Source organism: Kitasatospora sp. NPDC058046 (genome assembly GCF_042885595.1).
GTDB lineage: Bacteria > Actinomycetota > Actinomycetes > Streptomycetales > Streptomycetaceae > Kitasatospora.
Genome location: NZ_JBHVRS010000015.1, coordinates 231,303 through 255,633 on the forward strand (window position 1 = coordinate 231,303; position 24,331 = coordinate 255,633).

Here is a 24,331-nt window from a genome sequence, read left to right on the forward strand (position 1 = left end):
GTGGCACGAATACGGTCCGTCAAGCCGGAGACCTGGGTCTCCGAAACGCTGTCCGAGGTCTCCATCCCGGCGATGGTCACCTTCCTCGGCATGACCAACCACGCCGACGACCACGGCCGCCACCGCGACAACGCGGCAATCGTCTACGGCCTCATCTGGCCGATGCGCGACGAGATCAACCGCGCAGAGGTCGAGGGCCACCTCCAGCAACTCGCCGCCGTCGGCGCGATCTGCAGGTACACCGGCTGCGACGGCCGCAAGTACTTCCACTACCCGACCTGGCGCAAGCACCAGAAGATCGACAAGCCGAGCCTGTCCCGGCTGTCCGCGTGCCCGCACTGCGAGCCGGAGCGGTGCGGCGTCTGCAAGGGCCCCTGCATTCAGCGGGCCACCCTCGCGAGCACTCCGGGAACGACCACCGAGGACGCCGCGACCGCTCCCCGGGGGTTCGCCGAAACCTCGGCGAACCCTCCCGCAGCCCTGCCGCAGCCGAACGAACCCTTCCCGGCATCCGCCATGCCGACGGCTCCCGTCGCTGCCGGGGCGACGGACCCGGCGATCGACGCCGAGCGCAAGCCGGTCCCGGCCCCCCGTAAAACCGCAGGTCAGACGGCAATCGGCGAAACCTCCCCGAAGGTTCGCCGAAGCCTCGACGAGGGCTCGGCGCCTGGATCTAGGATCTTGGATCCTGGATCTTCTTTCCCTACGGGGCGCCAGGCGCCCGACGCGGACACGGTCTCGGGCGGCCAGTTGGTCGGCGAGTACGTCGCCGTCTGCGCCGAGCGTCCGCCGGGCAGCGTGATCGGCCACCTCGGCAAGGTCGTCAAGACCCTGCTGGACGAGGGCATCGCCGCCGAGCACGTCCGCGCCGGGCTGCGGCGCTTCGCGGAGATCCAGGGCCACCCCTCCCGGCTGCCGAGCCTGGTCAACGACGCCATGAACGCACGAGGCGCCGGTTTGGCGCGGCCGGGAATCCGGCCTAACGTGCCCGCTCACCAGGCGTGGACCAACCCGGTCGACGCCGTCGCCGCCTACGCCGAGGAGCTGTGATGCGCACCCACCGCGACCCGCAGACCCTCGCCGACGCCCCTTCGGTGCTCGACCGGATGGCCCGCATCCTCGCCGCCCGTGGCATCGACCAGCAGGCGGTTGACGCCCTCCCGGACGAGCCGTACTCGCCGGAGGAGGCCCTGTCCGCAGGGCTGCCGCCGCGCTACCGCGACGCGGTTGCCACGAACCCGCAGGTCCTCGCCTGGGTACGGCAGGTCGCCGCCCAGGCCGTCGCCCCCAGCCTCGGCGCCCGCCGCCAGGTCACCACCGGCCCCAGCCTGCTGATGGCCGGAGTGGTCGGCGCGGGCAAGACCCACGAGGCGTACGGCGCCGTACGCCGCCTGGTCGAGGCCGGCATCGGTGTGCGCTGGCGCGCCACCACCGCCGCTGACCTCTACGCCGAACTCCGCCCCAGCACTGGAACCGACTCCGAGCGGACGCTCGCGGCCTACAGCCGGGTGCCGCTGCTGATCCTCGACGACCTGGGTGCCGCCAAGGGCTCGGAGTTCGTCGAGGAGCAGACCTACCGGCTGATCAACCGCCGCTACAACAACCTGCTCCCGACCCTGATCACCACCAACCTGCCGATCAAGGACCTCCGCACCTGCCTCGGTGACCGCGTCACCTCCCGGCTCGCCCAGATGACCACCCGGGTCGCCTTCGAGCCGGTCGACCACAGACGGCTCCAGCGCGCCGCCTGAGCTGCTGCCGCGCCCGGCCGCCCCACGGAGAGCCACCCGACCTTCACCGACCCAGCGCACCTCCCCGCCGACGCCGACCTCGCGCGGAGAGCGATCGGAGCAACCCCGCATGACCACCACGAGCCGTCCCGCCCGCCACCGTGCCCTCGGCGACCACACCTGGCAGGACCAGGCCGTCTGCACCCCGACCGAGTACAACCCCGTCGACCCGGAGACCTTCTTCCCCGGGCCGGAGGACGCCGACAGGATCGCCACCGCCAAGGCCCTGTGCGCCCAGTGCCCCGTCGCCCGGGCCTGCCTGGACGCCGCCCTCGAAACCGGCGACACCCACGGCATCCGCGGCGGCCTCACCGAGGAGGAACGCGAGCCCCTGCACGCCAAAATCAACGACCGCCTCGACCACAGCCGCGTCAACGACACCCTCGCCGGACGCGACATCCACCTCACCAAGGCGGAGCGCCGCGCCGTCGTCCTCGCGGGCTACCGCCAGGACGTACCCGTTGAACGCCTCGCCTGGCTCCTCAAGATCAGCCCGGAGCACGCCCTCAAGCTCTACCGCGAAACCCGCCGCGTGATCCGCCACCGGCAGATCGCCGAAGAGGCCGCCCGCACCGCCTCGGCGGTCACCGGCGCCGTCGGCACCGAGCAGCTGGTCCGCGACGCCTTCGGGACGGCCGCGTGAGCACCACCACCGCGACCACCCCGACCGCGGCCCACGTCACCGGCTGGGACCGAGCCGTCGTCATCGCCCTTGGCGCCGCCGGCTGCGCGCTCTCCTACGACGCGCTGCAGCAGATGGCCATCGCCATCCACGTGAGGGGCCTCCTCACCTACCTCTTCCCGATCATCGTCGACGGCTTCATCGCCTACGGCGTCCGCGCCCTGCTCGTCCTGCGCACCGCACCACTGCGCGCCCGCGCCTACGTCTGGACGCTCTTCGGCGCGGCCACCGGGACGAGCCTGTGGGCCAACGCCCTGCACGCCGTCCGGCTCAACGATCTCTACTCCGCAGCCGGTGGGCTGCGGCTGGGCGACACGGTGGTCGCGGTGCTGTCCACCATCGCCCCGCTCGCCCTGGCCGGCGCCGTCCACCTCTACATCCTCATCGCCCGCGGACCGGCCAGCCCCACTGACCGGGACGGTCACGGCGACCGGCGGGTCGAGGCTGACCCCGGTCAGGTCGCCAGCGGGGAGGCCACACTGACCGAGCAGCGGGCCGCGCTGACCGTCGGCCAGGACAGCGGCGGCGACCCCGCTCTTGGTCAGCCGGTCAGCCGCCCGGTCACCGCCTCGACCCCGAGGCCGCAGCTGACCCCGGTCAGCGCGGTCAGCCTGACCAAGCCCTCTGGCCTGAGCGGTCACCAGGACACCGCCCGGGCGGTCACTGACCGACCGGCCGACCGGCTGCCGGTCACCGCCCCGCAGGTCAGCCTCGCCGAGGCCAACGGTCAGCCGGTCACCGCTGCGTCGGTCACCGACCGGGACGGTGGCCGACGCCCCGATCTGGACACCGAGGACCTGCTGAAGATCGCCCGGCAGGCGGTCAGGGAGGAGGACAAGCTGACCCGCCGGGTGGTCGCCGAGGCGATCCGAGGTCAGCAGATACCGCTGTCCAGCGCGACCCTGACGCACCTGATGGCCCAGCTGCGCGAACAGCACGGTCAGCCGGTCACCGCCGGCCGGAACTGACCGACACCCGACTGCCGGGGTGACCGATGAGGTCACCCTGGCGGTCACCACCCGCGCCACCGCCGAACGGGAGCACCCCATCATGCGCACCACCCCCGCCACCTGGGCCGAGGCGGACTCCTGGCTCGCCGTCCTGCACCAGCGAGGCCACCTCCACCGCGTCGAAACCGGCCCGGATGGCATTCGCAGCGTTCAGCGAGGTCGGCACCCTGTCCGCTGGACCCTCCACCACCCCGTCCTCGCCCTCGACTTCATCGAGGACCTCCTCCTCGACATCCGCCAGCGCGAAACCGAGGCCGGCCGATGACCGAGCGAGGCCAGGACAGCACCACGCAGGGACAGAAGCATGACCCCAACACGGCTCCTGGCGGAGCAAGTTGTGGGGTAAGGAGTCCTTACCCCGCCTGCGCCCCGAACGGAGCGCAGGCACCCCGGTCGGCGACAGACCCAGGGGGGCCTGCCGCCGACCGGGGAGTCGGCCCAGGGGTGCCGACCAAGGGGGAGGACGAGCAGCAGCCGACCGCCGCACGCCCCGCCCCGCGCCGACGCCTTCGCCAGAGCGTGCCGCGCACCAACCGCATCTGCCCCCGATTCAGCGACCCCGAGTGGTCCCTCCTCCAGCACGCCGCCGCCCGAGCCGACCTCGCCCCCGGCGGCTACACCGCTGCCGCCGCCGTGGCCGCCGCCGCCAGCACCGACCCCAGCGCCGCCGTCGCCGACTACCGACGCGGCATCCAGGAACTCATGGAGTCCAACCGCCAGCTCGGCGCCGTCGGCAACAACCTCAACCAGCTCGCCCACTACGTGAACGCCGGCGGCCAGCCAGGTACCGAGCTTCGGCAGCTCCTGGCCCGCGTCGAAGCCTCCATCGAAGCGGTCGACGACGCCGTCGACTGGCTCATCCGCCGGTGATCCCCAAGATCCGCACTGGAACCGACCGTGCCTTCCCCCTCATCGACTACCTCTTCGGCCCCGGCAAACACGAAGAGCACACGGACCAGCACCTCGTCGCCTCCTGGAACGGCTTCGCCCCGGACCCGGGTGCCAACCCGGAGCGCCAGCAGGTCGCCAAGCTCGCCAACCAACTCGACCAGCCGGTCAAGGCCCTCGGCCAGCAGGCACCGGCCACCAGGATCTGGCACTGCTCACTGCGCACCGCCCCCGGTGACCGGCACCTCGACGACGCCGAGTGGGCCACCATCGCCCGGCGCATCGTCCACGCCACCGGCATCGCCCCCGAAGGCGACACCACCGCCTGCCGCTGGGTCGCCGTCCGCCACGCCGACGACCACATCCACATCGCCGCCACCCTCGTCCGCCAGGACGGCCGCCTCGCCGGCCTCAGCTACGACAAGCGCAAGGCCCAGGCCGAGGCCCGCCTCATCGAGAAGGAGTACGGCCTGCGCCAACTCAACCCCGGCGACGGCACCGCCGCAAAGAACCCCACCAGCCAGGAGCACTTCAAGGCCGAACGCACCGGCCGCACCGAGCCCCCACGCGAAACCCTGCGCGAAGCCGTCCGCCAAGCCGTCGCCGGAGCCGACAACGAGCAGGAGTTCTTCACCCGCCTACGCGAAGCCGGCCTGCGAGTGAAGCTGCGCCACGCCCCCTCCGGCGACATCCTCGGCTACAACGTCGCCCTGCCCGGCGACCGCAACCGCACCGGCGAGCCCATCTGGTTCCCCGGGTCCAAGCTCGCCCCCGACCTCTCCCTGCCCCGAATCCGCCGCCGCCTCGACGCCGCACCCGCCAGCGGAATCCCGGAGCCGGCCGACCGCCCGGCCCGCGCTGACCGCTCCGCTCCCGCCCGCCGCCGCCGGGATGCTGCCGGCATCGCCGAGCGCACCCTCGCCGCCCTCGACCAGGACGACGACGAAGCCGCCGCCCAACTCACCGGCGCCGGCGAACTCCTCGACGCCCTCGCCCAGACCTCCCCGGCCGCCACCCGCACCGAACTCCGAGAAGCCGCCCGCGCCTTCGAACGTGCCACCCGCAGCCACGTCCGCGCCGAGACCGCCGACATCCGCGCCCTGCGCTCCGCCGCCCGCGGCATCGTCCAGGCCGGCAGCGCGCTCGGCCGGGGCGAGGACGGCGGCGCCACTGCCATGGTCCTTTCCACCCTTGTCCTGGTCACCCTCGCCGCCGCCCGCTGGCACTCCGCCCGCGGCCACGCCCAGCAGGTTGCCGCCTCCCGCCAGGCAGCCGACCACCTGCGTACCGCCTACCAGCAGGCCGCCGCCACCCCGATGCGCACGATGCGCGAGGCAGGCCGAGCCCTGCCGGAGGCCGACCGCCGCCGCCACGACACCACCATCCACGCCGTCCTCGACAGCGACCGGCCGCCGTCGGCACCGGTCCGCGACGCCCTGGCCGCGGTCCTCGCCGAAGCCGAGAAGGCCGGCCACGACCCGAAGGCCCTCCTGGAGGAAGCCTCCTCCTGGCGCGAACTCGACACCGCCCACAGCCGCGACGGCGTCCTGGTCTGGCGCATCCGCCGCATCGCCGACCTTCCTGCGAGCCCTGAGCCCCTGCACCTGTCTCCGGCAGCTACCAGGAACGGCACGAATCCGGTCCGGACCACACAGCGCCCCGCCCCGCTGACACCGGCCCAGCCCGCAACCGACCCGCACCGTCCGACCCCGCGCCGCTAACCCCACCGGCTCGGCGAACAACCGGCCCAGCTCGCCGGGTACGGCGGGCACAAACCCCTCGACACCCGGTCCCACCAGGTGTTACGCAAGTACCCAAGTACCGAACGGAGAGCCCGTGACCAGAACCGACGAGCGCACCACCACCCCGAACCCGACCACCACCCCGGCCGCCTCCGACCCCTTCCTGCAGCTGGAGTACGACAGCCGACCCCCGAGCGGCCCGAACGCGGTGCGCCTCGTGAAGTGCCCCGCCGAACTGGCGCTCCGCGGAATGCCCGTCATCTGCCCCACCTGCCGAGCGCGCCGGGACTGGCTGCTGATCAACCACCGCCGCCACGTCTGGATCGGCTGCCGCTGCGGCACGGAGTGGCTGGAGGCGGAGATCACCCGCCGGGACTTCGACGCGATGATCGCCGACCCTACCTGGACGCACTACCGCACCCTCGACGAGGCCCGCGCCGTGCTGGGCTTCGATGGGCTCTTCGCAGGGCTCTACCTGGAGTAACGGGTCGAATTGCATTTGCAACAATTCGACATGCGGCTGACGTGCAGTTCAGTCGGGGGCGGGATCCAGCCCACACCCCGGCTGGGGCCGTTGACCTGTACCGCCTATCCGATGCAACGAAGTTGCGCCGGATGCAACAGGCGATGTGCTTTGTGGATGGTCCGGTGCAGCCGCTAGCTGAGACTTCCACCGGTGGTGGCCATTTTCAGAGGTAGCTGGTCAGCTTGGCGGCTTCCCCGGTCGGTCTTGGAATCGGCTGTCAGCGCAGCTGTCGGCCCGCCAGTCCGGGCCGACAGGAGGCACCGGGCAGGTGCGCGCCAATTTCTGGGGGTCGCACCGCCAGTTGTGCCCTCGGCGCGTCCATGTCGTAGGGGTACGCTAACTCCTCATCAGACACTGCGACTTGCGGTCGACTGGGGACGGATTGATGCTGACGTGGATCGAGGCTGGGGCCTTCGGTGCGGGCGGAGGACTGATCGCCGAAGCGGTCGTCACCTACGGACGTTTACATAGCTGGCAAGGGGCTCGACACGCGGCACGGTCTTCAGAGACACCGCTCCCACCGCTCGGCAAGTTCGTCGATCCACTTGCGGACTCACTTGCCGCGCTGGTGCGCGTGCTGCTGGGAGGTGCAGCCGGGTGGCTGCTCCACACCGAGGTCACCGGTATCTACGCAGCGGTGACCGTAGGAGCCTCCGCCCCAGCACTACTGGCCCAGATCGGCCGTGCGACCACACCGAGCGAGGCCGCCCGCGCGCCCGGCAGATTAGAGCCGGACACACCTTCGACTCCAGCGGAACATGGGGGAACCTCTCCCGTCCCCGGGGAGGCGTCGTCATGACCATCAGCTCGGTCACCCGGCGCTCCTGGCGTTCGTTCACTGGCGGCACGATCGCATACCGCTCCCTGACAGGGACTCGCGGCCGCTCGGAGTACACGCTGCGGCAGCGGCTATGGGCCTCACTCATCGGCACAGACTTGCCCGCCGCACCGCTCGCCACCGAGATTGTCCTCCCGGATAATCCCTCCGGGAGCCCGCATTCGGGTTCTGGGGTTGCGTGCGATCGGTCACGTCCGCAGCGGCTTGCTCTGGGGTGGTTTCCTCTCCCACAGCTTCCGCGAGCCGGCGGTCTGGCCGCTGCGGGAGGCGACACCGTGCTGCTGGAGGCATCGTCCCCGGACGGCACCGCCCGATTCCTCGTGCGCACGTGGGGGGACTCCGCCCCTGAATACAGCCTGGAACTTGTCGTGCACGGCGTTGAGGGCGCGGCGCCACTTATGGCGGCGGTCAAGTACGTGGGCGGTGCTGGTGCCGAGCAGGTGGTGCTCGTGCCTGTGGCGCGGGGACGTTTTGGCCCTGCTGCTTCGTACGTGCGGTTGCCGGGCTTCGCCGGAGAGGAGTGGGCGGCCTCCGTGGCGGCACCGGTGGGTCCGGGCAGTACGTGGGACGTTGCGACGGTCATGCTGTCGGTCGGCGCCTCGCTCAACGATGCGACCCGTGATGCCTGGCGCGAGGTACGGGCGCTGATTTCGGACGTCGGGCTTCGTCACGTCATCGACCGGGAGCTGCAGTGACCTGGGGCATGGGACCGGAGGAGCACGAGAACTCGCGCGATGAAGCCCCCACAGAGAGGGTCGCGGAAGGCCGAGCGGGTTGGCGGGGATCGGCAGGCAGTGCCGGGCCGACGGCTCGGACGACGGTCGAGAAGGTGCTGGAGCGAGCGTCCGGCCCGCAGGCTGCGATCCGGGAATTGCTGGGTGAGTCCGCGCTGTGGTGGAACTGCTGCAGCGAGGCGGTCCAGAGCGATCCGACGTGGCTCGGCGGCCAGAGCTGCGAGGAACTGCGCGCCTGGCTCGGCGCGACCGCGCCCGACCAAGAGCACGCGGTTGCGGTGCGAGCCGATCACCCCCTCTTCCTGGCCAGAATGCTGGTCGCGTCCACGGACGCCGCCGTGGCCAACGACGACGCTCTGCTGCGACTGCTCGGAGCATGGGAGAGCAGCGGGCTGCTGTGCCCGGAAGCCGCTTCCGGCCCCCCGCAGCCCACCGGCAGGGAACTCTCCGCACTCTCGCCCCTACTCGCCAGCGGCATTGACACGCTCCTTCAACGGAGCCAGCAGCTGGCCCAGTCCGCAGCTCCTGGCAGACCGTCGACAGCTGCCAGAGGACTTCTCGTGATCGCCGCGCTCATGATGGCGGGCATCACACCGCGCAGACGCCCTGTCGTGCGGGTCCCCGTGGTCTTCGGCCGTTCATCCGGACCGAACGCAGACGCCCCGGCCGCCGAGGGTGCCACCGGTGTCCTGGAACTGCGCGAGTTCCCGCAGGGACCCGCGGGGCTGTACCCCGATCCCCGGACGATGGACGGGGTGCGCAGCCCCAACGGCCAGTTCGCCTTCGCGCTGGGCACGGCCTGGCGCCTGGCCGCTGTGAAGGCCGAAGACCGCTGCGTGGTGTGGCGGATCATCCTGTCCGACGAACCCTCTGCCCCGGAATGGATCGAAGGGCCTTCTCTCGGCGTCGCCTTCGCGCTCGGGCTCCGTGCCCTGATGCGGAGCCGGCCCGGTGCGGGTCGGCTCCGAGACATCTTCTACGGACTGCGCTCGCGCACCGTGGTGACCGGCGCCCTCGATGCGGACGGCCGGCTGCTCAGGGTTGCGGGCTTGGACGCGAAGCTGCTTGCCGCACGCCGTAAGGGCTTCCGACTGGTGGCACCCGAACTGAACCGGCTCGAAGTCTCCGCAACTGCTCCCCGTCCCGGTGACGTGAAGTTCGCTTCCACCCTGCGCGAGGCCGACCGGTGCGCTCGGCAGTTCCGTACCGGTCGGATCGTTGTCACAGCGCTTGTCCTCGCCGCCGTGACAACGGGGGCATTCGCTCTCCACCAGCACGACCTCGCTCAGGCCCAGCAGCAGAGCGCGCTGATCAGCCAGGTCACCGCACGAGCGGACCAGCTACGCGCCACCGACCCTTCACTGGCAGCCAGAACCGACATCGAGGCATATCGGCTGAATCCCACTGGGGATCGCTACACGCGCTTGGTAGAGGACGCGAACAAGCCCCTGGCCACCGACCTGAGTACTTCGTTTTCCAATGTCTCCAAGGCGGCGTTCAGCCCTGATGGTCGCATCCTCGCCGCAGCTGGCCGTGACAACGACAAAGACACAGGCACAGTGCGGTTCTGGGACATGACGAACCCCACACATCCCGTCCCTCTCGGCGAGCCCCTCCGGGTCCCCGGCACCGCCTGGATGGTGTTCAGCCCGGATGGACGCACCCTCGCAACATCCGCCGGCCCACTCCCTGGCAACACCGGCGTACGGCTGTGGAACGTCGCGGACCCAACCCGTCCCCGCGTACTCGGCGCAGCCCTCCCGCACACCGCCGGCGGCAGCCCACTGGCATTCAGCCCCGACGGGCACACGCTGGCCACCGGTACCGATCACTACTGGGACGAACAGCTGTGGGACGTAAGAGACCCCGCTCACCCAACCCCGCTGGGCCAGCCCCTCAAGCACGCCTCCGCGGTCAACGTCGTCACGTTCAGCCCGGACAGTCGATCCCTTGTCACATCCTCCGTGGACGATGGGGCGCGAATGTGGAACGTCACGGACCCCGCTCATCCCATTCTGCTCGGCAACTTCTGGACCGCTCTCAGTAGCGCGATATTCACTCCGGACAGCCATACCCTCGCCGTCGCTTCCAAGGGAGCCGTCCAACTGCTGAATGTGGCTGACCCCACGCACGTGGGTGCGTTGGGAGGCCCCGTGACCAGTTCCCTCGGCGGCCTCAACGCGATAGCGCTGAGCGCCAACGGCCGCACGCTTGCCACCCCCGGCGCAGAGCGGACATTCCGACTGTGGAACATTGCTGACCCTGCCAGCCCGACGTCCATCGCCCCGCCGCTGGCCAGCCCCTACGTAACCGCTATGTCGTTCGCCCGTGACGGTCGCACAATCGCTACAACCAGCGGTGACCGCACCGTACACCTGTGGCACCTGCCCGCCACACTGCTGACCGGCCACACCAAAGTCGTCTCCTCGACCGTTCCATCTCCCAACGGCCAGATTCTCGCCTCTGCATCGAACGACGAGACCGTGTGGCTGTGGAACATCTCGAACCCTGCTCTCCCCACCCCCCTCAGCATGCTCACGAAATTCGGCAGCACCGTTTTGTCCCTGGCGTTCAGCCCCGACAGCCGCATCCTCGCCACCGTCGCCAACGGCGACAAGCGCGTGATCCTCTGGGATCTCACTGAACCGACCAGGCCCACCATCCTCGCCCCGATCAATTTCCCCGAAGGAGTTGGGACCAGGGTCAACTCGGTGGCCTTCAGCCCCGACGGCCGCACCCTCGCCACTGCCAGCGGCACCGCCGTCGTTGGTGGCGACAACAGCGTGAGACTGTGGGACATGTCGGACCCCGCTCATCCACGACCGCGCGGCCAGCCGATCACCGGTGACGGTGACACCAACATGTTCATGAACTTCGTGTTCAGCCCGGACGGACGCACCCTCGTCATCGCTGGCCGCTACTCCTCTGGCACGGTGCAGTTGTGGGATGTAACCGATCCGGACCATCCGACCCGCTCTGGGCCGTCCATCCCCGGCGGCGCCGGCTCGATGGCGCTCAGCCCAGACGGTCACACCCTTGTCACGATCACGGATACTGGCGTTGCCGGTGCCACAGGCGACGGCGACGTCAAGTTGTGGAACATCTCCGACCACAACCACCCGACCCTCCTCGGCCGAGCACTCAGCGGCTACACGAGCCGTGTCAGCGCCCTGGCCTTCAGCCCCGACGGGAAGATTCTTGCCACCAACGGAGCCGGAGCGGGTGTGCGCCTGTGGAACGTCACGGACCCGGCCCACCCAGCGGTGATCGGCCAACCCCTCGCCATCAGTACCACCGAACCCACCTCACTGGCATTCAGCCCCGACGGCCAAACCCTCGTCACCGGCGGACAGGACAACACCGTTCGACTGTGGCCGCTGGCAGTGGACGAGAACATCCGACAGATCTGCGCTAACACCGACACCCCGAGCCGCCCGCAGTGGCAGCAGTACCTGTCCATGCTCTCTTACCACTCCACCTGCGGCTAACGGCGACGGGATCCCCGCCCGACCACCGCGTACCGCATGCCGCCCAGCCAGTACATACCTGCGACCAACAGCCGCAACCGCGCGAGAAGACCACCAACTGGCTCCAGCCGAGGAACCCCAACCACCTGGCTCCACGCGGCATTCAGAACGTCTACACGACCACCCGTCAGATCCGCCTTGCCAGGAATACGACAGCATGGGAATAAGTACTCTTCGCCGGTATAACGAGCAGATAGTCAGCTGATGTAACGCTCTGTCATTGTTGCATCGGCTGGCGAATAGTAGTTCCGAAGGAAACGGAATTCCCTCTGTCGGGGAATCCGACGGGGCATCTGTCCGTCTCTGTCTTTTGCTGCGACTTTGTCTCCTGCCAGCAATAGATCCAGTGCGAGGCTCCGGAACGGAAGAAGTTGGGTCAGGCGATCGTGAAGTATGCGACCTCGGGACCGTAGCCGGCTAGGAAGCCGTCGCTTGTGGCCGCAACAGTTTGTGATGGGTGCCGCAGATAGCAATTGCGGAGCCCGCGTCTATCACTGACGTTCCAGATGATCGCAGTCTCGTCTTGGCTGGTGGTGATGGCGAGGGGGTACCGTCCGTGGCGGTGACTGTGGCCACAGCGGTGACAGCGCTGGTGTGGCCGGTGAGGGTGTGCAGGTGCTCGCCGGTGGCGGTGTTCCAGGCGATCGCCGGTCACGATGGCTCACTGGTGTGGTCGGTGTGGAGGTCGCTGCGGTAGCCCTGGCCACGGGGTGTCCAGTTCTGCAGGGTGCTGGGTCTCCAGCGTGGGCGGCCCGGGATGCTGTCGTCGTCGGGGGTGGGCAAAGCACCGCTGCTCTTGCGGCTACGGGCGGCGCCGATGTCCAGGTGCGCGGCGACCTCGGTGTAGCCCCAGAGTGGCTGGCTGGCGGCCAGGGCGGTGTCCTTCCTCGCTGTTCCGGTGATGAACGCACGGGGCGGCGGGCGGGTGGGGGTACAGCAAGGCCGCCCCTGCCGGTTCGGCACGGGGCGGCCATCTGTGATGGTGGTCAGGAGTCGGCGAGCCGGTTGGCGAGTTCGAGCGCGGCGGTCGCCACGAGGAGGGCGGAGCACAGGCCGGTGACCTCGCGCAGGGTGGGGTGGATGAGGTGGGGCCAGTCGTCTCCGGCGGCGGGCCAGGTGGCGAGGGGCACCACGGTGGTGGCGAGGCCGAGGCGGGCGGTGACGTCCCAGCCGGCCTCGGGGGCGGGTTCCCAGCGCAGGAGGATGCGGCCGAAGGGGAGTTGGGGCGCGGTGTGCGGGATCCAGAGGACCTTGATCGGGTGGCCGGTGTGGGCGGGGACGCTGTGGACGAGTGCTCCGCTTGCCCACGGTGGCATGGGGTGAAGGGCGAAGCGGTCGAGCGGGCGGGGAAGGCGGGCGCGGTAGCCGGTGGGGATAGGGCTCTCCTTCGGTCGGCGGCTTGGGTCAGGCCCAGGCGAGCTGGTCGCGGACGTCAGACGGGAGGTAGTCCTCCTGGCCGTCCTCGCTGATGTAGGCGATGCCGTTCTGGACGACGACGTCCGTGCCGACGTAGTGGGCGAAGGGCCAGTCGGGGTTCACGGCGAGGCGGACCCGCAGGTTCGGGTCGAGGGGCTGGAGTTGGGCGAGCAGGTGGCCGAGGGTGAGGTGCTGTGGCATGGCGGTTCTCCAGGAAGGGGCGGTGTGGTGAGCGGGCGGAGCGACGGCGGTGGTCACGGAAGGTCGGGGCGGGGCATCGGTGCGGGGGCGCGCAGGCGGTGGCGAGGCCGGATGAGGACGGGGTCGTCGGCGGGCCACGGGTCGCAGGTGTCCCACGGGTAGCCGGCGGTGAGGACGACGGTGCCGTTCGGGGCTTGGACTTCCGGCAGGCCGGCAGACCCCGCAGCCGCAATCCGGGTGGTAGGGCCCGGGGCTGGCCGGGTAGGGGCCGGCGGTGAAGCAGTCGGCCCGGGGAAGGCGGCCGTGCGCGGAGGGTTGGAAGGCGGAGACGATCAGGTCGCCGGGCCGGACCTGGTCGGCGCGGACGATCCGCAGGTGGGGGCTCGCGAGGATGCGGCGGCTCGCGCCGTGCTCGGTGGCGGCGGTGACGACCACCGGGTGGAAGTCGACGTGGCGGGTACTCGTGGTGCCTCCTTCGGGGACACGGGTGATCAGTCGGCGAGGCGGTACGACCGCAGGGCCAGTGGTTCGTCCTCGGTGTCGAGCACCACCAGGCCGTCGGTGGCCAGACGGTCGAGCAATCTGGCGACCGCGCGGTTGCGTAGGCCGAGGGCGGTGCCGATCTGGCCGACGCGGGCGCCGTCGGGCCTCTTGGTGAGGTGGGCGATGATCAGCGTGTCCCGGCGCAGGCCGTCCGCGTGGATGTGGTCGAAGGCCAGCAGCAGGCCGCTTGAGCTGAGGGCGAGGCCGAGCACGAACGCGGCCGACCAGGGCGGGACGGAGAAGGCGTTGGCCAGGCCGAGCACGGCGATGGCCGGGCCGGGGATGCGCGTGAGGTCGATGGTGATCGTCAGGGTGTCGCCCTTCGTCGAAGCGGTAATCCGATGGTCAGGAGCGCTGGTGGGGAAGGAGCCGGGCTTCGCCGCCGTGGGCCTCGATCAGCTCCCGGACCAAGGCGACGGGGACGTGCAGGTACACGGAGTCGGCCGGGTTGTTCTCCTCGGACCCCGCGTCGAGGTGGGTGCGCCAGGCGTTCCACGGTTCGGGTCGCTGGGTGGGGAAGCCGATCTCCAGTGTCTCGGCGGGCAAGAGGAAGGCGTCGACGGGGTCAGGGGCGAGTACCGAGAGGCTGAAGCCGTCGCTGCAGACGATGTGGCTCTCCTGCACGGCGCGGCCGAGCGGGTTGCGGGGAGTGCCGTGGGCAATGGCGTGGTCGAGCCTGGGTGTTGCCAATTGGGGATCCATTCACGGGTGTTGGGTCAATGGATCGGGCCGGCGACGAGCGCGGCGACGAATCCGGCGATGGCCTCGGAGGGGGTGTGGAGGCCGAACTCCTGGGTCCAGGCATCGGCGTGGTCGGGTCGGACCTGCACGCGCCAGACGATGCCGCGCCGCCAGGCGCCGGGATCCTCGGGTAGCCAGCCGACGTAGACGCGCCCGTCCGGGCTGGTGCAGTGCACGTTGGCCTCGGGGGTGTCCACGGTGGCTCAGCCGAGTCCACCGAGCAGGGACAGGACCGGCTCCGCACAGTGGTCGGAGGAGAGCCAGTTGCGTTCCTCGGCAATGGGGCGGACGGGGGCGGGCAGCAGGGTGCCGGGCGTGATCATGGGGCTGGATCCCTTCGTTGACCTGCGGTTTCGGCGACATGAGTACGTTGACATGCGATGTACCGAAGCTCGTAGTCGTTTCCGGCGGTGATCGGTCTGCCGTGGGCGAACTGAGGCGGGAATGGATCGGCGGGGCCCGGTGCTGAAACGGGGTTACGGCGAGGGGCCGTACGTAGGTCTGAAGGGGGGGCGGCGTTGGAGCCGAGCAGAGGTCGTGACATGGCGGCGCTGGAGCGCAAGATCCGCAGCGCGGGCCGGGCGTGGACGAGGGGCGACATCGCCATGATCGCCGACGGCCAGTGGGCCGTGAACACGGCGAGCCGTGCCGAGCGGGCGCAGGCCGAGGTGGTCGAGGCCAGGCTGGCGGACGGCCGGCGCGTGGAGCTGACGCTGGAGGAGCTGGCGCACGTGGTGGGCACCGCCGATCCCGGCACCCACCACGACCAGGACGTGAACTGACCGTCCGCTACAGCCGGTTCGCTGCCGAGGCAGCTGGAGCGGCTGCGGTCGGCGGGGCGGGCCGTTCCGCGGGAAGACCCGGCGGGCGCGGAGCGTGCGTGCTGCGCGCGGTGGCGGCCTTCACGCGCTCAGCGGCTCGACCGCCCTGGGTCTGCAGGGCGAGTTCGCGGGCGTCGACGACGTGGCGGATCGCCTGCAAGGCGGTGTTGCTCTCGGCATGGGCGGTCCGCAGGGCGCTCGCCGATTCCGTGATCCGGTCGAGGTCGTAGAAGGCGGGGACATGACCGGGACGGGTGAGGGTGTGCAGGCGTTCTTGGTGCACGGCAACGGAGTTGGAGACCACCGTAAGGTAGCCGCGGCTGTGCATGGCCGCGCGCAGCAGGGGATCCTCGACGGGGTGGCGGGTCGCGGCCTTCTCCAGTTCGGTGACCGGCCGACCCCAGGCCTTCTCGATCATCGCAGCGGCGTGCTCCAGGGCGGTGGCGTCGGGCAGGGGGTTCCTCCGTAGTACGGGTGGTCAGCGGGAGCGTCCGGCGACGGCGGCAGGGAGCGCCGGAGGGCGAGTGGTGGTGCTGTAGGCGAGCGCGGACGGCGCGGTGCGGGGGACGGAGAGCGAGCGGGAGGTGGCCGCCCGGACGCGCGCCACCTCCAGGGGGCTGGGCGCCGTCGGCGTCGCGGTGGCGACGGCGGGCAGGTGCTCCAGGTCGACGCGCCGCATGTACCGGTGAACCGGCACCGGGTCGGTGACGGCGGTGGTGAGGGTCTGGAGCAGGTGCTCGGGCAGGCGCGAGGAGGCGGTGGCGTACCAGACGCCTCGGGGCGGGCCGACCTCGAACAGCCAGCGCTCGGTGTCGCCGGCCATCTCGGCTTCGTGCCGCAGCGGGTTGTCCCGTCGGTGGAGCTGGATGAGGCGGTCGGGCGACTGGTAGCTCAGGAACGGGGTGGCGGGGTCCAGGCGCCAGCCGTCGGCCAGGAGCCGGAGGGTGGTGTCGGCTCCGGAGGTTCGGCCGCCGTCGCCCAGGTAGGCCTCGGGGCCCTGCGCGTAGGCGTCGGCGAGCGCGGAGGTGAAGTCCTCGACGACCTCGGGCGGTGTGCGGTCGTCGAAGGTGACCAGCCACTGCGGCGGGGAGAAGGCGTCCGGCCCCGCGCTGATCTTCCACAGCGTCGAGTCCCCGCCCTCGGGCAGGAAGGCCAGGCGGGCCCGCAGGTCCGGCGCGGTGACGAAGGTGTTCGCCAACTCGTCCCTGCTGAGGGCCCAGCCGGCGTCCAGGAGGCGTTGGATGGCCGGGGAGCCGTTGGCATCCCCGTTGGCGAGGTAGCGGGGGGTGATCCGGTACTCGCGGGGCTTCTCGGGGGTGTTCGGCATCGGATCGTCCAGGGTCAGCGGCGGCGCGCGGCGCCGGCGGCGGGCACGGGCCGGGCGGCGGACGGGGTGGCGGGTGCGGCCGGCCGACTGCGGGGTGCCGGGCGGGCGGTGAGGTGGGGCAGGTGATGGGCGGGGATGTCGCAGCGTCGCCGTTCCACGGGGGCGGGTGAGCTGAAGAGGAGGGTGGCGCGGACGAGGGGGTAGAAGGGCACCCCGGTGGTGAAGTCCGCACGCCAGGAGGGGTTTCGCAGGTTGCCTGCGAGCATGCTCCAGGCCGGTGGGGTCCGGCCGGCGGCTTCGGCGTCGGGTGGTTGGTGGCCGACGCGGTGCCGGTAGACGGCGGTCAGGTCGGGTGCGACCTGGTCGTGGAAGCCCGGGGGGCTCTGGTCAGGCCGCCAGCCGCGGTCGGAGAGGACGGAGGCGGGGGTGCGTGGGAGGTGGTGGGGGCCGCCGTGCAGGTAGTCGCGGTGCCCGCTGCGCAGACCGTGAACGAGGGTGGTCGTGAAGGCGGCGGTGATCTCGGCGGGCGTGCCGGGCGCGAACACCGCACGCCACAGCGGGGTGGAGCCGGGCGAGCGGTAGCCGTGGACGGTCCAGGCGCCAGGGCGGCCGGTCGCGGGTCCACCGGTGATGAGGGCGGTTCGGCAGGGGCTGGTGAAGCGGATCGCTCCGTCGGGCGAGCGGTCTCGGCTCCAGTCGGGGGCGGTGTCGAGTGCGTCGGTGATGAGCCGTTGGTCGCCGGGGCCGGCGAGACGGAGCGGGTGGACGAGCAAGGGGGAGGTGGAGAGCACCGGGAGGATCCTGAACGAGGTGGGGAGCGCGCCCGCACGCCGCCGGCGGCGAGGGCGGGTGCGGCGGTGTGCGGACGCGGGGAGCTGGAGAGGGGGGAGGGGTTCTGGGGCGGGTGTTCACGGCGGTCACCGCCCGCGGGAGGGGTGGGAGGCCGCTGTCACCGCTGCTGGGACGCGCGGCTGCGGTGCCGGGGCATGGCTGAAGAGATTGGCAGGGGCGGGACTTCGCCGCAGTGCCGCCGCGGTCCGCACGGTGTCCGCTCCGGTGACGAGGGTTCGGGTGGCGGCCGGCACCCGAACGGCCGGGGCGGCCGAGTGCCGGTTGTCCCACTGCTGAACGGCGGCGTACACGGGGGCGAGGGAGTGCCCGGCGTCGGTCAGGGCGTAGGGGGCGCCGTGCCGGGATCCGGTGCGGACGACCAGGCCGTCGGCCTGCATGCGGTTGAGCCGGGTGGCGATGAGCTGCTCGGAGACACCGACGTGCTCCCCGAGGTGGACCACCCGCATGCTCCCGTGTTTCGAGAGCAGCCGGACCACCTCGGTGGTGTCCACCAGGTGCAGGCGGCGCAGGGCGTCCTCGATCCGGTCGGCCCGGCCCTGAGGTGCGTGGTCATGGTGTTCGGAGGACCACTGGGTGACCGCGCGGTAGAGCGGGCCGAGCGTCCGCGCGCCGGCGCTGAGCCTGTACGGCGCCCAGCGGTCGAAGGTGGCGTCGCGGTCCACCAGCCCGGCGTCCGCCATGGCGGCGAGGCGCCTGCTGACGTACGGCTGGTTGACCGCCGGGTGGTGGTGGGCGATGTCGCGTACACGCATCTCCGGGCCGTACTTGGCGATCGTGTGGACGAAGTGCGTGGTCCACTTCGGGGCCAGCTGGCGCAGGACGCTCTCCACGCGTGCCGCGTCGGCGGTGGTCATGGTGATGGTCGGCTGGGCGGGCATGATCCGGGGGACTCCTGGTCAGCGCGTGCGGGAGGAGGACGAGGTCCTCGCCGGGGAAGCGGCAAGCGGTGCGGGGGTGGCGGGAGTGTCAGCGGTGGGGGCCACGCCGCGATAGAGGGCGGCGGCCTCGCGCCGGCGGGCGGCGTGGGCGGTTTCCGGCGCCTTCCGGCCCGCCGGGGGCGAGAGCATGTGCCCCACCTGGGCGGCGTCCGTTGCGGTGTCGGCCGCGATCAGGCCGGAGGTGACGAGAGGCTCGACGGTCTCAGCCTCGACCGGCGCCCCGAGGCCGTTGCCGTGGATGACCTCCTTGCCGCCGAGCACGTTCTCGCGCATCCATAGATCCCCGAGCTGCACCTAGCGCAACGCCCTGCGTGCGGTGCCCTGTTCGTCGTCCCAGAGGGCCGGACCGGCGTGGGACTGCCGGGGGCTGGGCTGCTGCCGGGACTGCGCGCCGGTCGTCGCCGTCCGGTCGGCACCGGTGCATCGGGCGTAGGAGGTCAGCGAGGCGGCGAACTGGGTGAAGGCCGCTTCCCGGCGGGCGGCGAGCAGGTCGATCCGCAGGCCGGACTCCCGGAGGATGCCGTCGTGTGTGGACTGCCCGGCGTACTGTCCGCGCGCGACCGGCGACGGCGTCTCGACGACCGTCTTCGCGGCGGCGGTCAGCTCGCGGTGGACGCCGTCGACGGCGGTGGCGGACGTGGCGAGGTACCAGGCGAGGCTGGCTTCGGGACTCTCCTCGGGGTGGCGCCGCAGCAGGGCCCAGACGTCGTCCACACCGAGTCGCTCGTAGACGCGGTGCGCGGCGGGCTTCGCCAGCTGGTCGTGCGGGTTCACTCGGTCGTTTCCATCCGGGCGATGAGGGAGCGGACCAGGGTGGGCAAGCTGTCGGGGCCGTTGCCGCCCAGGCGCACGAAGCTGACCGACTCCTTTAGGAGTTCGTGGGCGTCCTCGGTCAGGGCGCCGACGATCTCCATGCACGCTTCGGTGAAGTCCGAGGCGGCGCCCTCGGCCAGGCCCAGGACCTGGAGGTAGAGGCCGGGTGGGAGCGCGGCTTCGGCCGCCAGGGTGGTGACCGTCTCCTGGTCGCTTGGGGTGTAGCCGGAGAGGTCGAAGCCCTCCAGTTCCCCGGGGACGGTGGGCGCGGCACCGGGGCGCGGTGGAAGACCGGCCATGGTGGCCAGGGTGTCGACGGTCTGCGTCAGTTCGGAGAGCGACTCGGTGAGCCAGCCCAGGGCGGAGGCGTAGGAGGCCAGGGTGAACAGGGTGGCCGGGGCGGTCGGCAGCTCCTCGTCGAGCAGGTCCTCCATGCGGTCCGCGAGGGCCGTGAGCACCTCGGGCCCGGCGGCGAGTGGGCCGAGGATGGGATGGAGGTAGGAGCGGGAGAGCGGCGTGGAGTGCTGGGTGGTGACGATGCCGGAGACGGCTTCGGCGGCCTCGACGAGCCAGGTGGCGAGTTCGGCGTGGGCGGGGACGGTGGCCATCATCGGGCCTTTCGGGAAGCGGGGGTGGGGGAGTAGCCGGGAGAGGCTGTGCTGTAGGCGGCGCCGGGGGCAGCCGCCGGTGCCGGGCGCGTGGAGCGGGCGCGGGCGGCGCGCACCCGGGCCTCCTCGGCGGGGCCGAGACCGGCGGGGAGGTTGACCCCGGTGCGGCCCAGGCGGTTCTGGGCGGAGCGGTAGACCGCGTAGTCCAGCCGCGGGCCGGCGGCGACGAGGTGGACCTCGCGTGCGTGCTTCGAGGCCGGCGGGGCGTCGCGGAACTGCACGACCAGGCGGTGGCTGGCCCACTGGTCGCCGACGCCGAGGTAGATCTTGTGGCAGCCCTCCAGCCGGCCGTCGAGGCGCTTGGCGACGCGCTCGCCGTGCACGAGGTCCTGCAGGTGCAGCAGCGCCTGGTCGCGGACGGCATCGGGGAGTTGGCGCAGGTCGGCGATGGCGTCGGGGTGGGCGGAGAAGCCGAACTTCGCGCGGGTCACAGCGACCGCCCCAGATCGGGCCGCGCGACGGCTGCGGGCGCGGCGGCCAGAACGTCGGCGGCAGTGACGGCGGCCGGGGCGGTGGTGCTGCGGGCGAGGGCGGCGCGGGTACGCAGGGCAGCCGCATCGAGGCGGTACTCCGGCGCGTCGGGCAGCGGAGTGGAGCGCTGCTCCAGCCAGTTCTCGGCGGCGGCGTGGTTGGCGAACGCCCCCTCGCGCACCGTGTAGGTGTACTGGTCGGGCTGGAGCGTTTCCAGGAACAGCCGGACGGGCAGCTCCTTGTCCTGGCGGTCGACGGCGATGCTCCAGCCCTCGACGTCGGCCCCGTCGATGACCTGGTAGTCGATGACCGCAAGGCCCTCGCCCGAGCGCCGGATGCGGTCCTCGACCTGGACGGTCAGCTCGTCGGCGGGCTTGGGGACGTCGATGGTCGGCGCGAGCGCGTCCGGAGGGCAGCCGCGGTTGGCGAGCCAGTTCTGCGCGAACGCGAAGGTGGCGTGCTCGGACCTGTGCATGCTGAAGGTCGCCTGGCTGCTGTCGCGCACGAGATCGAAGGAGGCGATGTTGGGCATGTTGGGGTAGCCCCAGGTGGCCGAGGCATCGAAGGCGACGATGAAACTGCGGTCGCCCACATCGTGCTGGGAGATCGTCTTGAAGTCGCTGACCCAAGTGGAGTCGTACAGTTCGGCGGTGCGCTCGTCGGCGGGTTCGAGGTCGTCGAGCCGGAAGTCGGTGTCCTTCATGCGGTGAGTCCCAGCTGGTCGGGGGTCGACAGGACGCGGTGGGCCGGCCGGGAGGGGCTCGTGGTGCACGCGGCGAACGGGCCGTCCGGAGAGCGGAGTTGAGCGATGGCGTGGTCGAGGTGGTCGCGATGCCACGTCGAAGGGCCGCCCTGGCCGGCCTCGGCGGCGGTCAGCTGCTGCCAGGCCAGCCACAGCGCGTGGAGACGGGCGACGGCTTCGGGGTGCTCGGGCCACCTCGCGCACCACGGGCGGGTAGAACCGATCTCCCGGCCGTAGACGGGCAGCAGGATGTGGGTGACCCAGAACGAGAGCTCGGCCAGCTCGGCGGCGTACTGTGCGCCGCCCATCGCGAGGATGAACAGCGGCGGAGCGGCCTCGGGCGCGTCCTCGCTGCCGGGGTCCGGCTCGATGGAGCCGGACCCCGTCTCGTCGTCGGCTTCGGAGCTGAGACGGTCGAGGATCACGCCGTGCTGGCGGACCTCGGCCATGGTGCGGTTCAGGGCGCTGACGAGGTCGTCGAGGTCCTCGTCGGGGATGCGGATCGGCTCGGGCTCGGAGGCGCCCGGCAGCGGATCGGACTCGGACATGGCACATCCAGGAGGTTCGGACGGACGGGGCGGTCGGGGTCGGAAGGTCTTCTTCGGGTCACGGCAGGGCTCCGGTGATGCGGTCGTTGAGGGAGATGGTCCGCAGGAACGGCGGCTTGGTCCGGCCGCCGATCGGTGCTAGGCGCAGGCCAGTTGCATGCCACGGCCCTGGACGAGGCGCAGGCCGAGGGCGACAGCTTCGGTGAGGGTGTCGGTGAGCGGGTGGCCGGAGGCGGCGAGCTTGGCGGGGTGGTGCAGCCCGCCGGTGTGCAGCACCGCGTGGGCGCCGTTGGCGTGGGCAGCGTCGGCATCGTCGACGGCGTCGCCGACCAGCAGCACCCGGCGCGGCTGCTCGGCGAGGCCGAGGGCTTCGAGGTGGGCGGTGAGCGGTGCGGCCTTGGTGCCCCCGGAGGGCCCGGTGCGGCCGTCGATCCGGATGAAGAAGTGGCCGATGCCGGCCTGCTCGACCTCGCGCACGAGGGTGTCGTGCGGGCACAGCGACAGCAGCGACTGGGTGTGGCCGGCCTCACGCAGGGCAGCCATCAGCTCGGCGGCACCCTCGCGCACGCGCACCGGCTGGGCGCGCAGGTGCTCCAGGAAGGCGCTGTCGCTGGAGACCCACTCCTGCTCGGTGATCGTGCGGCCGAGCAGGCGGGCGTAGAAGCGGGGGATCGGCACGGTGTGCTTGGCCCGGTAGGTCTCCCGGTCGACCGGGGCGCCGCCGAGGGCGGGCAGGGTCTCGTTCAACGCGAAGACGTGGTCATCGAGGTCGTCCTTGACCGTTCCGTTCCAGTCCCAGACCACGTGCATGCGGGTGGCGGGAGTTGCGGCGGCGAAGAGGGTGGTGTTCACGGCGGTGTCCTTCGGGGTGAGCGTGGAGGTCAGGTGGAGAGGCGGTCGTTGAAGCGGTGCAGCAGCCACAGCGCGAAGGCGGCCCCGGCGAGCGGGACGGTGGCGACGAGCAGCGGGTCGGCCGTGTCCGCGAGGGAGGTCAGGGCGGTGCCGGCGGCTTGGCCGATGCCGATGCAGGCGATCAGCCAGGCGAACGCCTCGGTCGCTTCCCCCTCGGGGGCGAGGCGGTCGACGGTGAGGAACGCGGCGGTCAGCAGCGGCGCGAGGAAGGTTCCAGGCAGCACGGCGCCCAAGACGGCGACGGCGGGCGCGGGGTCGGGCAGCAGCGGTAGCCAGCCGGCGGCGAAGCCGATCGAGGCGGCGACCAGGTGCTTGGCGGGGGCGCCGGGCCAGGCGTGGCGGCCGTAGGCGAGGCCGCCGAGCATGCTGCCGATGGACAGCGCGGCCGGCATGACCCCGGCCAGCCACCCGGCGTGGTGGCGCTCGGCGGTGGACAGCGCAAGGACGTTGACCGCGCCGAGCGCGACACCGGTGCCGATCAGCGCGGCGAACAGCACCCGAAGACCCGGCACGCGCAGCGGACCCGTCCAGTGCACCGCCTCGGTGAATTCGGCCGGCGTCCAGGCGCGGGAGGGGCGGGCGGTGACGACCAGGCCGGTGCCGAGCAGGCCGAGCGCCGCGGTCGCCACCAGCGCGGTGGTCGCTCCGGCGCCGGCCGCGAAGCCGGTGGCCAGCAGCGGACCCGCGATGAAGACCGTGCCCTGGGTGCTGCTGTCCAGTGAGAGCGCGGTGCGCTGGCGTTCGGCGTCGGGCAGCAGCACCGGCCACAGCGCCCGAAGACCTGCTTCCAGCGGCGGCGTCGCCAGGCCCGCCACCAGCACGGTGAGCGCGGCGAGCACCGGGTGGCGCACCGGGCCGGTGCACGGCAGCAGCAGGAACGCCGTGCTCGCCGTGGCCGTGGCGGCGACGAGGACCTTGGTCTGGCCGTGGCGGTCGACCAGGCGCCCGAGCAGTGGCTGCCCGAGCGCGCAGGCGAGGCCGTACAGGGCGCCGAGGGCTCCGGCCAGGGCGAGCGGGCCGTGCTCGGCGCGCACCAGCAGCAGGATCGCGATCGGCGCCATGCCGGTAGGCAGGCGGCCGATCAGGGTGCCGCCCAGCAGGCGGGCGACGTGCGGCGAACCCAGGACAGCGCGATAGGCGCTGTCCTGGGCAGGGCCGCAGACGGTGGTGGTGCTCAAGGAGAAGGTCCTTCGGTCGTACGGCCGGCGGCGCACGGGCGCGCCGGACCGGGGCATGCGCAGGCATGACAGCCCCCTCGGCTCGGTGCGGCTGCGGGGAGAAGAGTCCGCAGATTCCGGGATTTGGTACGGCCGAGAAATAGAGGTAGAAGCCCATCACCTCGTACGGCAGCGCAGGAAGTATGGGCGAGGTGAAGTCAGCAGCTGCAAGGCGTGGGTGGCCTGCTGGGGCACAACGCCATTGCCCAGAGCGGTGAGCTGGGCCGGTCACTCAAGCCCCAGAAGGGCTGCTAGCCAGCCCGAACCCGAACCCGTGTCAAGCGCACGTTCGTTGGCATGAAGAACTGCAAGATCCTTCGCGACTGCCGACAGAAAGGGGTCATCGGCCTGAACGGGCTGCTGATCGTGGTCCTGCAGATCCCT

Annotated in this window: 29 protein-coding genes; 11 read left to right on the top strand and 18 right to left on the bottom strand. The window is 71.5% G+C overall.

Annotation, left to right across the window (positions count from 1 at the left end; all coding sequences use genetic code 11):
* The 10 genes from ACFVU7_RS28015 (at position 1) to ACFVU7_RS28060 (ending at position 11,698) form a co-directional block, all read left to right on the top strand.
* A complete protein-coding gene (locus ACFVU7_RS28015; protein ID WP_388047765.1) occupies positions 1 to 1,050 on the top strand; it encodes a hypothetical protein in 1,050 nt (349 codons plus the stop codon).
* Positions 1,050 to 1,751: an ATP-binding protein gene (locus ACFVU7_RS28020; RefSeq protein ID WP_388047766.1), complete on the top strand. Its 702-nt coding sequence runs from the start codon at positions 1,050 to 1,052 to the stop codon at positions 1,749 to 1,751. The genes ACFVU7_RS28015 and ACFVU7_RS28020 overlap by 1 nt, the downstream gene beginning before the upstream one ends.
* 109 nt (positions 1,752 to 1,860) lie before the next feature.
* Complete coding sequence (locus ACFVU7_RS28025; RefSeq protein ID WP_388047768.1) at positions 1,861 to 2,433, top strand: WhiB family transcriptional regulator; 573 nt, start codon at positions 1,861 to 1,863, stop codon at positions 2,431 to 2,433.
* A complete protein-coding gene (locus ACFVU7_RS28030) occupies positions 2,430 to 3,440 on the top strand; it encodes a DUF2637 domain-containing protein (protein WP_388047770.1) in 1,011 nt (336 codons plus the stop codon). The genes ACFVU7_RS28025 and ACFVU7_RS28030 overlap by 4 nt, the downstream gene beginning before the upstream one ends.
* Before the next feature lie 19 nt (positions 3,441 to 3,459).
* Entirely contained in the window at positions 3,460 to 3,747 is a 288-nt protein-coding gene (locus ACFVU7_RS28035; protein WP_388047772.1) for a hypothetical protein, read from the top strand.
* Between the two features lie 179 nt (positions 3,748 to 3,926).
* On the top strand, positions 3,927 to 4,352 hold the full coding sequence (locus ACFVU7_RS28040) for a MobC family plasmid mobilization relaxosome protein (RefSeq protein ID WP_388047774.1): 426 nt from the start codon (positions 3,927 to 3,929) through the stop codon (positions 4,350 to 4,352).
* Complete coding sequence (locus tag ACFVU7_RS28045; protein WP_388047776.1) at positions 4,349 to 6,091, top strand: relaxase/mobilization nuclease domain-containing protein; 1,743 nt, start codon at positions 4,349 to 4,351, stop codon at positions 6,089 to 6,091. The genes ACFVU7_RS28040 and ACFVU7_RS28045 overlap by 4 nt, the downstream gene beginning before the upstream one ends.
* A 115-nt stretch (positions 6,092 to 6,206) precedes the next feature.
* A complete protein-coding gene (locus ACFVU7_RS28050; RefSeq protein WP_388047778.1) occupies positions 6,207 to 6,596 on the top strand; it encodes a hypothetical protein in 390 nt (129 codons plus the stop codon).
* Between the two features lie 1,155 nt (positions 6,597 to 7,751).
* Complete coding sequence (locus tag ACFVU7_RS28055) at positions 7,752 to 8,171, top strand: hypothetical protein (RefSeq protein ID WP_380740939.1); 420 nt, start codon at positions 7,752 to 7,754, stop codon at positions 8,169 to 8,171.
* Between the two features lie 134 nt (positions 8,172 to 8,305).
* Complete coding sequence (locus ACFVU7_RS28060) at positions 8,306 to 11,698, top strand: hypothetical protein (protein ID WP_388047780.1); 3,393 nt, start codon at positions 8,306 to 8,308, stop codon at positions 11,696 to 11,698.
* 690 nt (positions 11,699 to 12,388) lie between these two features.
* Here the strand turns inward: ACFVU7_RS28060 and ACFVU7_RS28065 are convergent.
* From ACFVU7_RS28065 to ACFVU7_RS28090, 6 genes are all read right to left on the bottom strand, one after another.
* On the bottom strand, positions 12,389 to 12,700 hold the full coding sequence (locus tag ACFVU7_RS28065) for a MarR family transcriptional regulator (protein WP_388047782.1): 312 nt from the start codon (positions 12,698 to 12,700) through the stop codon (positions 12,389 to 12,391).
* Between the two features lie 23 nt (positions 12,701 to 12,723).
* Positions 12,724 to 13,053, bottom strand: coding sequence for an esterase (locus ACFVU7_RS28070; protein WP_388047784.1), 330 nt, complete (start codon positions 13,051 to 13,053; stop codon positions 12,724 to 12,726).
* 88 nt (positions 13,054 to 13,141) lie between these two features.
* A complete protein-coding gene (locus tag ACFVU7_RS28075; RefSeq protein ID WP_387976917.1) occupies positions 13,142 to 13,354 on the bottom strand; it encodes a hypothetical protein in 213 nt (70 codons plus the stop codon).
* Between the two features lie 491 nt (positions 13,355 to 13,845).
* Complete coding sequence (locus ACFVU7_RS28080) at positions 13,846 to 14,160, bottom strand: hypothetical protein (RefSeq protein ID WP_388047786.1); 315 nt, start codon at positions 14,158 to 14,160, stop codon at positions 13,846 to 13,848.
* 82 nt (positions 14,161 to 14,242) lie between these two features.
* Complete coding sequence (locus ACFVU7_RS28085; protein ID WP_388047788.1) at positions 14,243 to 14,587, bottom strand: hypothetical protein; 345 nt, start codon at positions 14,585 to 14,587, stop codon at positions 14,243 to 14,245.
* Between the two features lie 26 nt (positions 14,588 to 14,613).
* Positions 14,614 to 14,835 carry a DUF317 domain-containing protein gene (locus tag ACFVU7_RS28090; protein WP_388047790.1) on the bottom strand — a complete coding sequence of 74 codons (222 nt, stop codon included), beginning with the start codon at positions 14,833 to 14,835 and terminating at the stop codon, positions 14,614 to 14,616.
* Between the two features lie 345 nt (positions 14,836 to 15,180).
* Here ACFVU7_RS28090 and ACFVU7_RS28095 point away from each other — a divergent pair, with 345 nt between their 5' ends.
* Entirely contained in the window at positions 15,181 to 15,420 is a 240-nt protein-coding gene (locus ACFVU7_RS28095; RefSeq protein ID WP_388047792.1) for a hypothetical protein, read from the top strand.
* Positions 15,421 to 15,427: 7 nt separating this feature from the next.
* Here the strand turns inward: ACFVU7_RS28095 and ACFVU7_RS28100 are convergent, their stop codons facing one another.
* The 12 genes from ACFVU7_RS28100 to ACFVU7_RS28155 all read right to left on the bottom strand — a co-directional run bounded on the left by ACFVU7_RS28100 (position 15,428) and on the right by ACFVU7_RS28155 (position 23,908).
* Complete coding sequence (locus tag ACFVU7_RS28100) at positions 15,428 to 15,877, bottom strand: hypothetical protein (RefSeq protein ID WP_388047794.1); 450 nt, start codon at positions 15,875 to 15,877, stop codon at positions 15,428 to 15,430.
* A gap of 60 nt (positions 15,878 to 15,937) precedes the next feature.
* Entirely contained in the window at positions 15,938 to 16,786 is an 849-nt protein-coding gene (locus ACFVU7_RS28105) for a DUF317 domain-containing protein (protein WP_388047795.1), read from the bottom strand.
* Between the two features lie 14 nt (positions 16,787 to 16,800).
* The gene (locus ACFVU7_RS28110) at positions 16,801 to 17,577 is read right to left on the bottom strand and encodes a DUF317 domain-containing protein (protein ID WP_388047797.1); all 777 of its coding nucleotides are present in this window, start codon (positions 17,575 to 17,577) and stop codon (positions 16,801 to 16,803) included.
* A 126-nt stretch (positions 17,578 to 17,703) separates the two neighbouring features.
* Positions 17,704 to 18,516 (bottom strand): winged helix-turn-helix transcriptional regulator, encoded by an 813-nt coding sequence (locus ACFVU7_RS28115; protein WP_388047799.1) that lies wholly within the window; start codon positions 18,514 to 18,516, stop codon positions 17,704 to 17,706.
* A gap of 18 nt (positions 18,517 to 18,534) precedes the next feature.
* A complete protein-coding gene (locus tag ACFVU7_RS28120; protein WP_388047801.1) occupies positions 18,535 to 18,849 on the bottom strand; it encodes a hypothetical protein in 315 nt (104 codons plus the stop codon).
* A gap of 21 nt (positions 18,850 to 18,870) precedes the next feature.
* A complete protein-coding gene (locus tag ACFVU7_RS28125; protein ID WP_388047803.1) occupies positions 18,871 to 19,350 on the bottom strand; it encodes a hypothetical protein in 480 nt (159 codons plus the stop codon).
* The gene (locus tag ACFVU7_RS28130; protein ID WP_388047805.1) at positions 19,347 to 20,000 is read right to left on the bottom strand and encodes a hypothetical protein; all 654 of its coding nucleotides are present in this window, start codon (positions 19,998 to 20,000) and stop codon (positions 19,347 to 19,349) included. Before ACFVU7_RS28130 ends, ACFVU7_RS28125 begins: the two co-directional genes overlap by 4 nt.
* A complete protein-coding gene (locus tag ACFVU7_RS28135; RefSeq protein ID WP_388047807.1) occupies positions 19,997 to 20,488 on the bottom strand; it encodes a hypothetical protein in 492 nt (163 codons plus the stop codon). The genes ACFVU7_RS28130 and ACFVU7_RS28135 overlap by 4 nt, the downstream gene beginning before the upstream one ends.
* Positions 20,485 to 21,231 carry a glycosyl hydrolase gene (locus ACFVU7_RS28140; RefSeq protein ID WP_388047808.1) on the bottom strand — a complete coding sequence of 249 codons (747 nt, stop codon included), beginning with the start codon at positions 21,229 to 21,231 and terminating at the stop codon, positions 20,485 to 20,487. The genes ACFVU7_RS28135 and ACFVU7_RS28140 overlap by 4 nt, the downstream gene beginning before the upstream one ends.
* Positions 21,228 to 21,818: a DUF4913 domain-containing protein gene (locus tag ACFVU7_RS28145; protein WP_388047810.1), complete on the bottom strand. Its 591-nt coding sequence runs from the start codon at positions 21,816 to 21,818 to the stop codon at positions 21,228 to 21,230. Before ACFVU7_RS28145 ends, ACFVU7_RS28140 begins: the two co-directional genes overlap by 4 nt.
* A 138-nt stretch (positions 21,819 to 21,956) precedes the next feature.
* Positions 21,957 to 22,670, bottom strand: a complete 714-nt coding sequence (locus ACFVU7_RS28150; protein ID WP_388047812.1) for an HAD family hydrolase — start codon at positions 22,668 to 22,670, stop codon at positions 21,957 to 21,959.
* Positions 22,671 to 22,699: 29 nt separating this feature from the next.
* Positions 22,700 to 23,908 (bottom strand): MFS transporter, encoded by a 1,209-nt coding sequence (locus ACFVU7_RS28155; RefSeq protein WP_388047814.1) that lies wholly within the window; start codon positions 23,906 to 23,908, stop codon positions 22,700 to 22,702.
* Positions 23,909 to 24,331: the final 423 nt, after the last annotated feature.

Coding starts and splice junctions, on each gene's coding strand:
- ACFVU7_RS28100 (WP_388047794.1), bottom strand. CDS start 15,877: ATGATCGAGAAGGCCTGGGGTCGGCCGGTCACCGAACTGGAGAAGGCC.
- ACFVU7_RS28140 (WP_388047808.1), bottom strand. CDS start 21,231: ATGAAGGACACCGACTTCCGGCTCGACGACCTCGAACCCGCCGACGAG.
- ACFVU7_RS28145 (WP_388047810.1), bottom strand. CDS start 21,818: ATGTCCGAGTCCGATCCGCTGCCGGGCGCCTCCGAGCCCGAGCCGATC.
- ACFVU7_RS28120 (WP_388047801.1), bottom strand. CDS start 18,849: ATGCGCGAGAACGTGCTCGGCGGCAAGGAGGTCATCCACGGCAACGGC.
- ACFVU7_RS28025 (WP_388047768.1), top strand. CDS start 1,861: ATGACCACCACGAGCCGTCCCGCCCGCCACCGTGCCCTCGGCGACCAC.
- ACFVU7_RS28070 (WP_388047784.1), bottom strand. CDS start 13,053: ATGCCACCGTGGGCAAGCGGAGCACTCGTCCACAGCGTCCCCGCCCAC.
- ACFVU7_RS28115 (WP_388047799.1), bottom strand. CDS start 18,516: ATGCCCGCCCAGCCGACCATCACCATGACCACCGCCGACGCGGCACGC.
- ACFVU7_RS28075 (WP_387976917.1), bottom strand. CDS start 13,354: ATGCCACAGCACCTCACCCTCGGCCACCTGCTCGCCCAACTCCAGCCC.
- ACFVU7_RS28020 (WP_388047766.1), top strand. CDS start 1,050: ATGCGCACCCACCGCGACCCGCAGACCCTCGCCGACGCCCCTTCGGTG.
- ACFVU7_RS28105 (WP_388047795.1), bottom strand. CDS start 16,786: ATGCCGAACACCCCCGAGAAGCCCCGCGAGTACCGGATCACCCCCCGC.
- ACFVU7_RS28095 (WP_388047792.1), top strand. CDS start 15,181: ATGGCGGCGCTGGAGCGCAAGATCCGCAGCGCGGGCCGGGCGTGGACG.
- ACFVU7_RS28130 (WP_388047805.1), bottom strand. CDS start 20,000: ATGATGGCCACCGTCCCCGCCCACGCCGAACTCGCCACCTGGCTCGTC.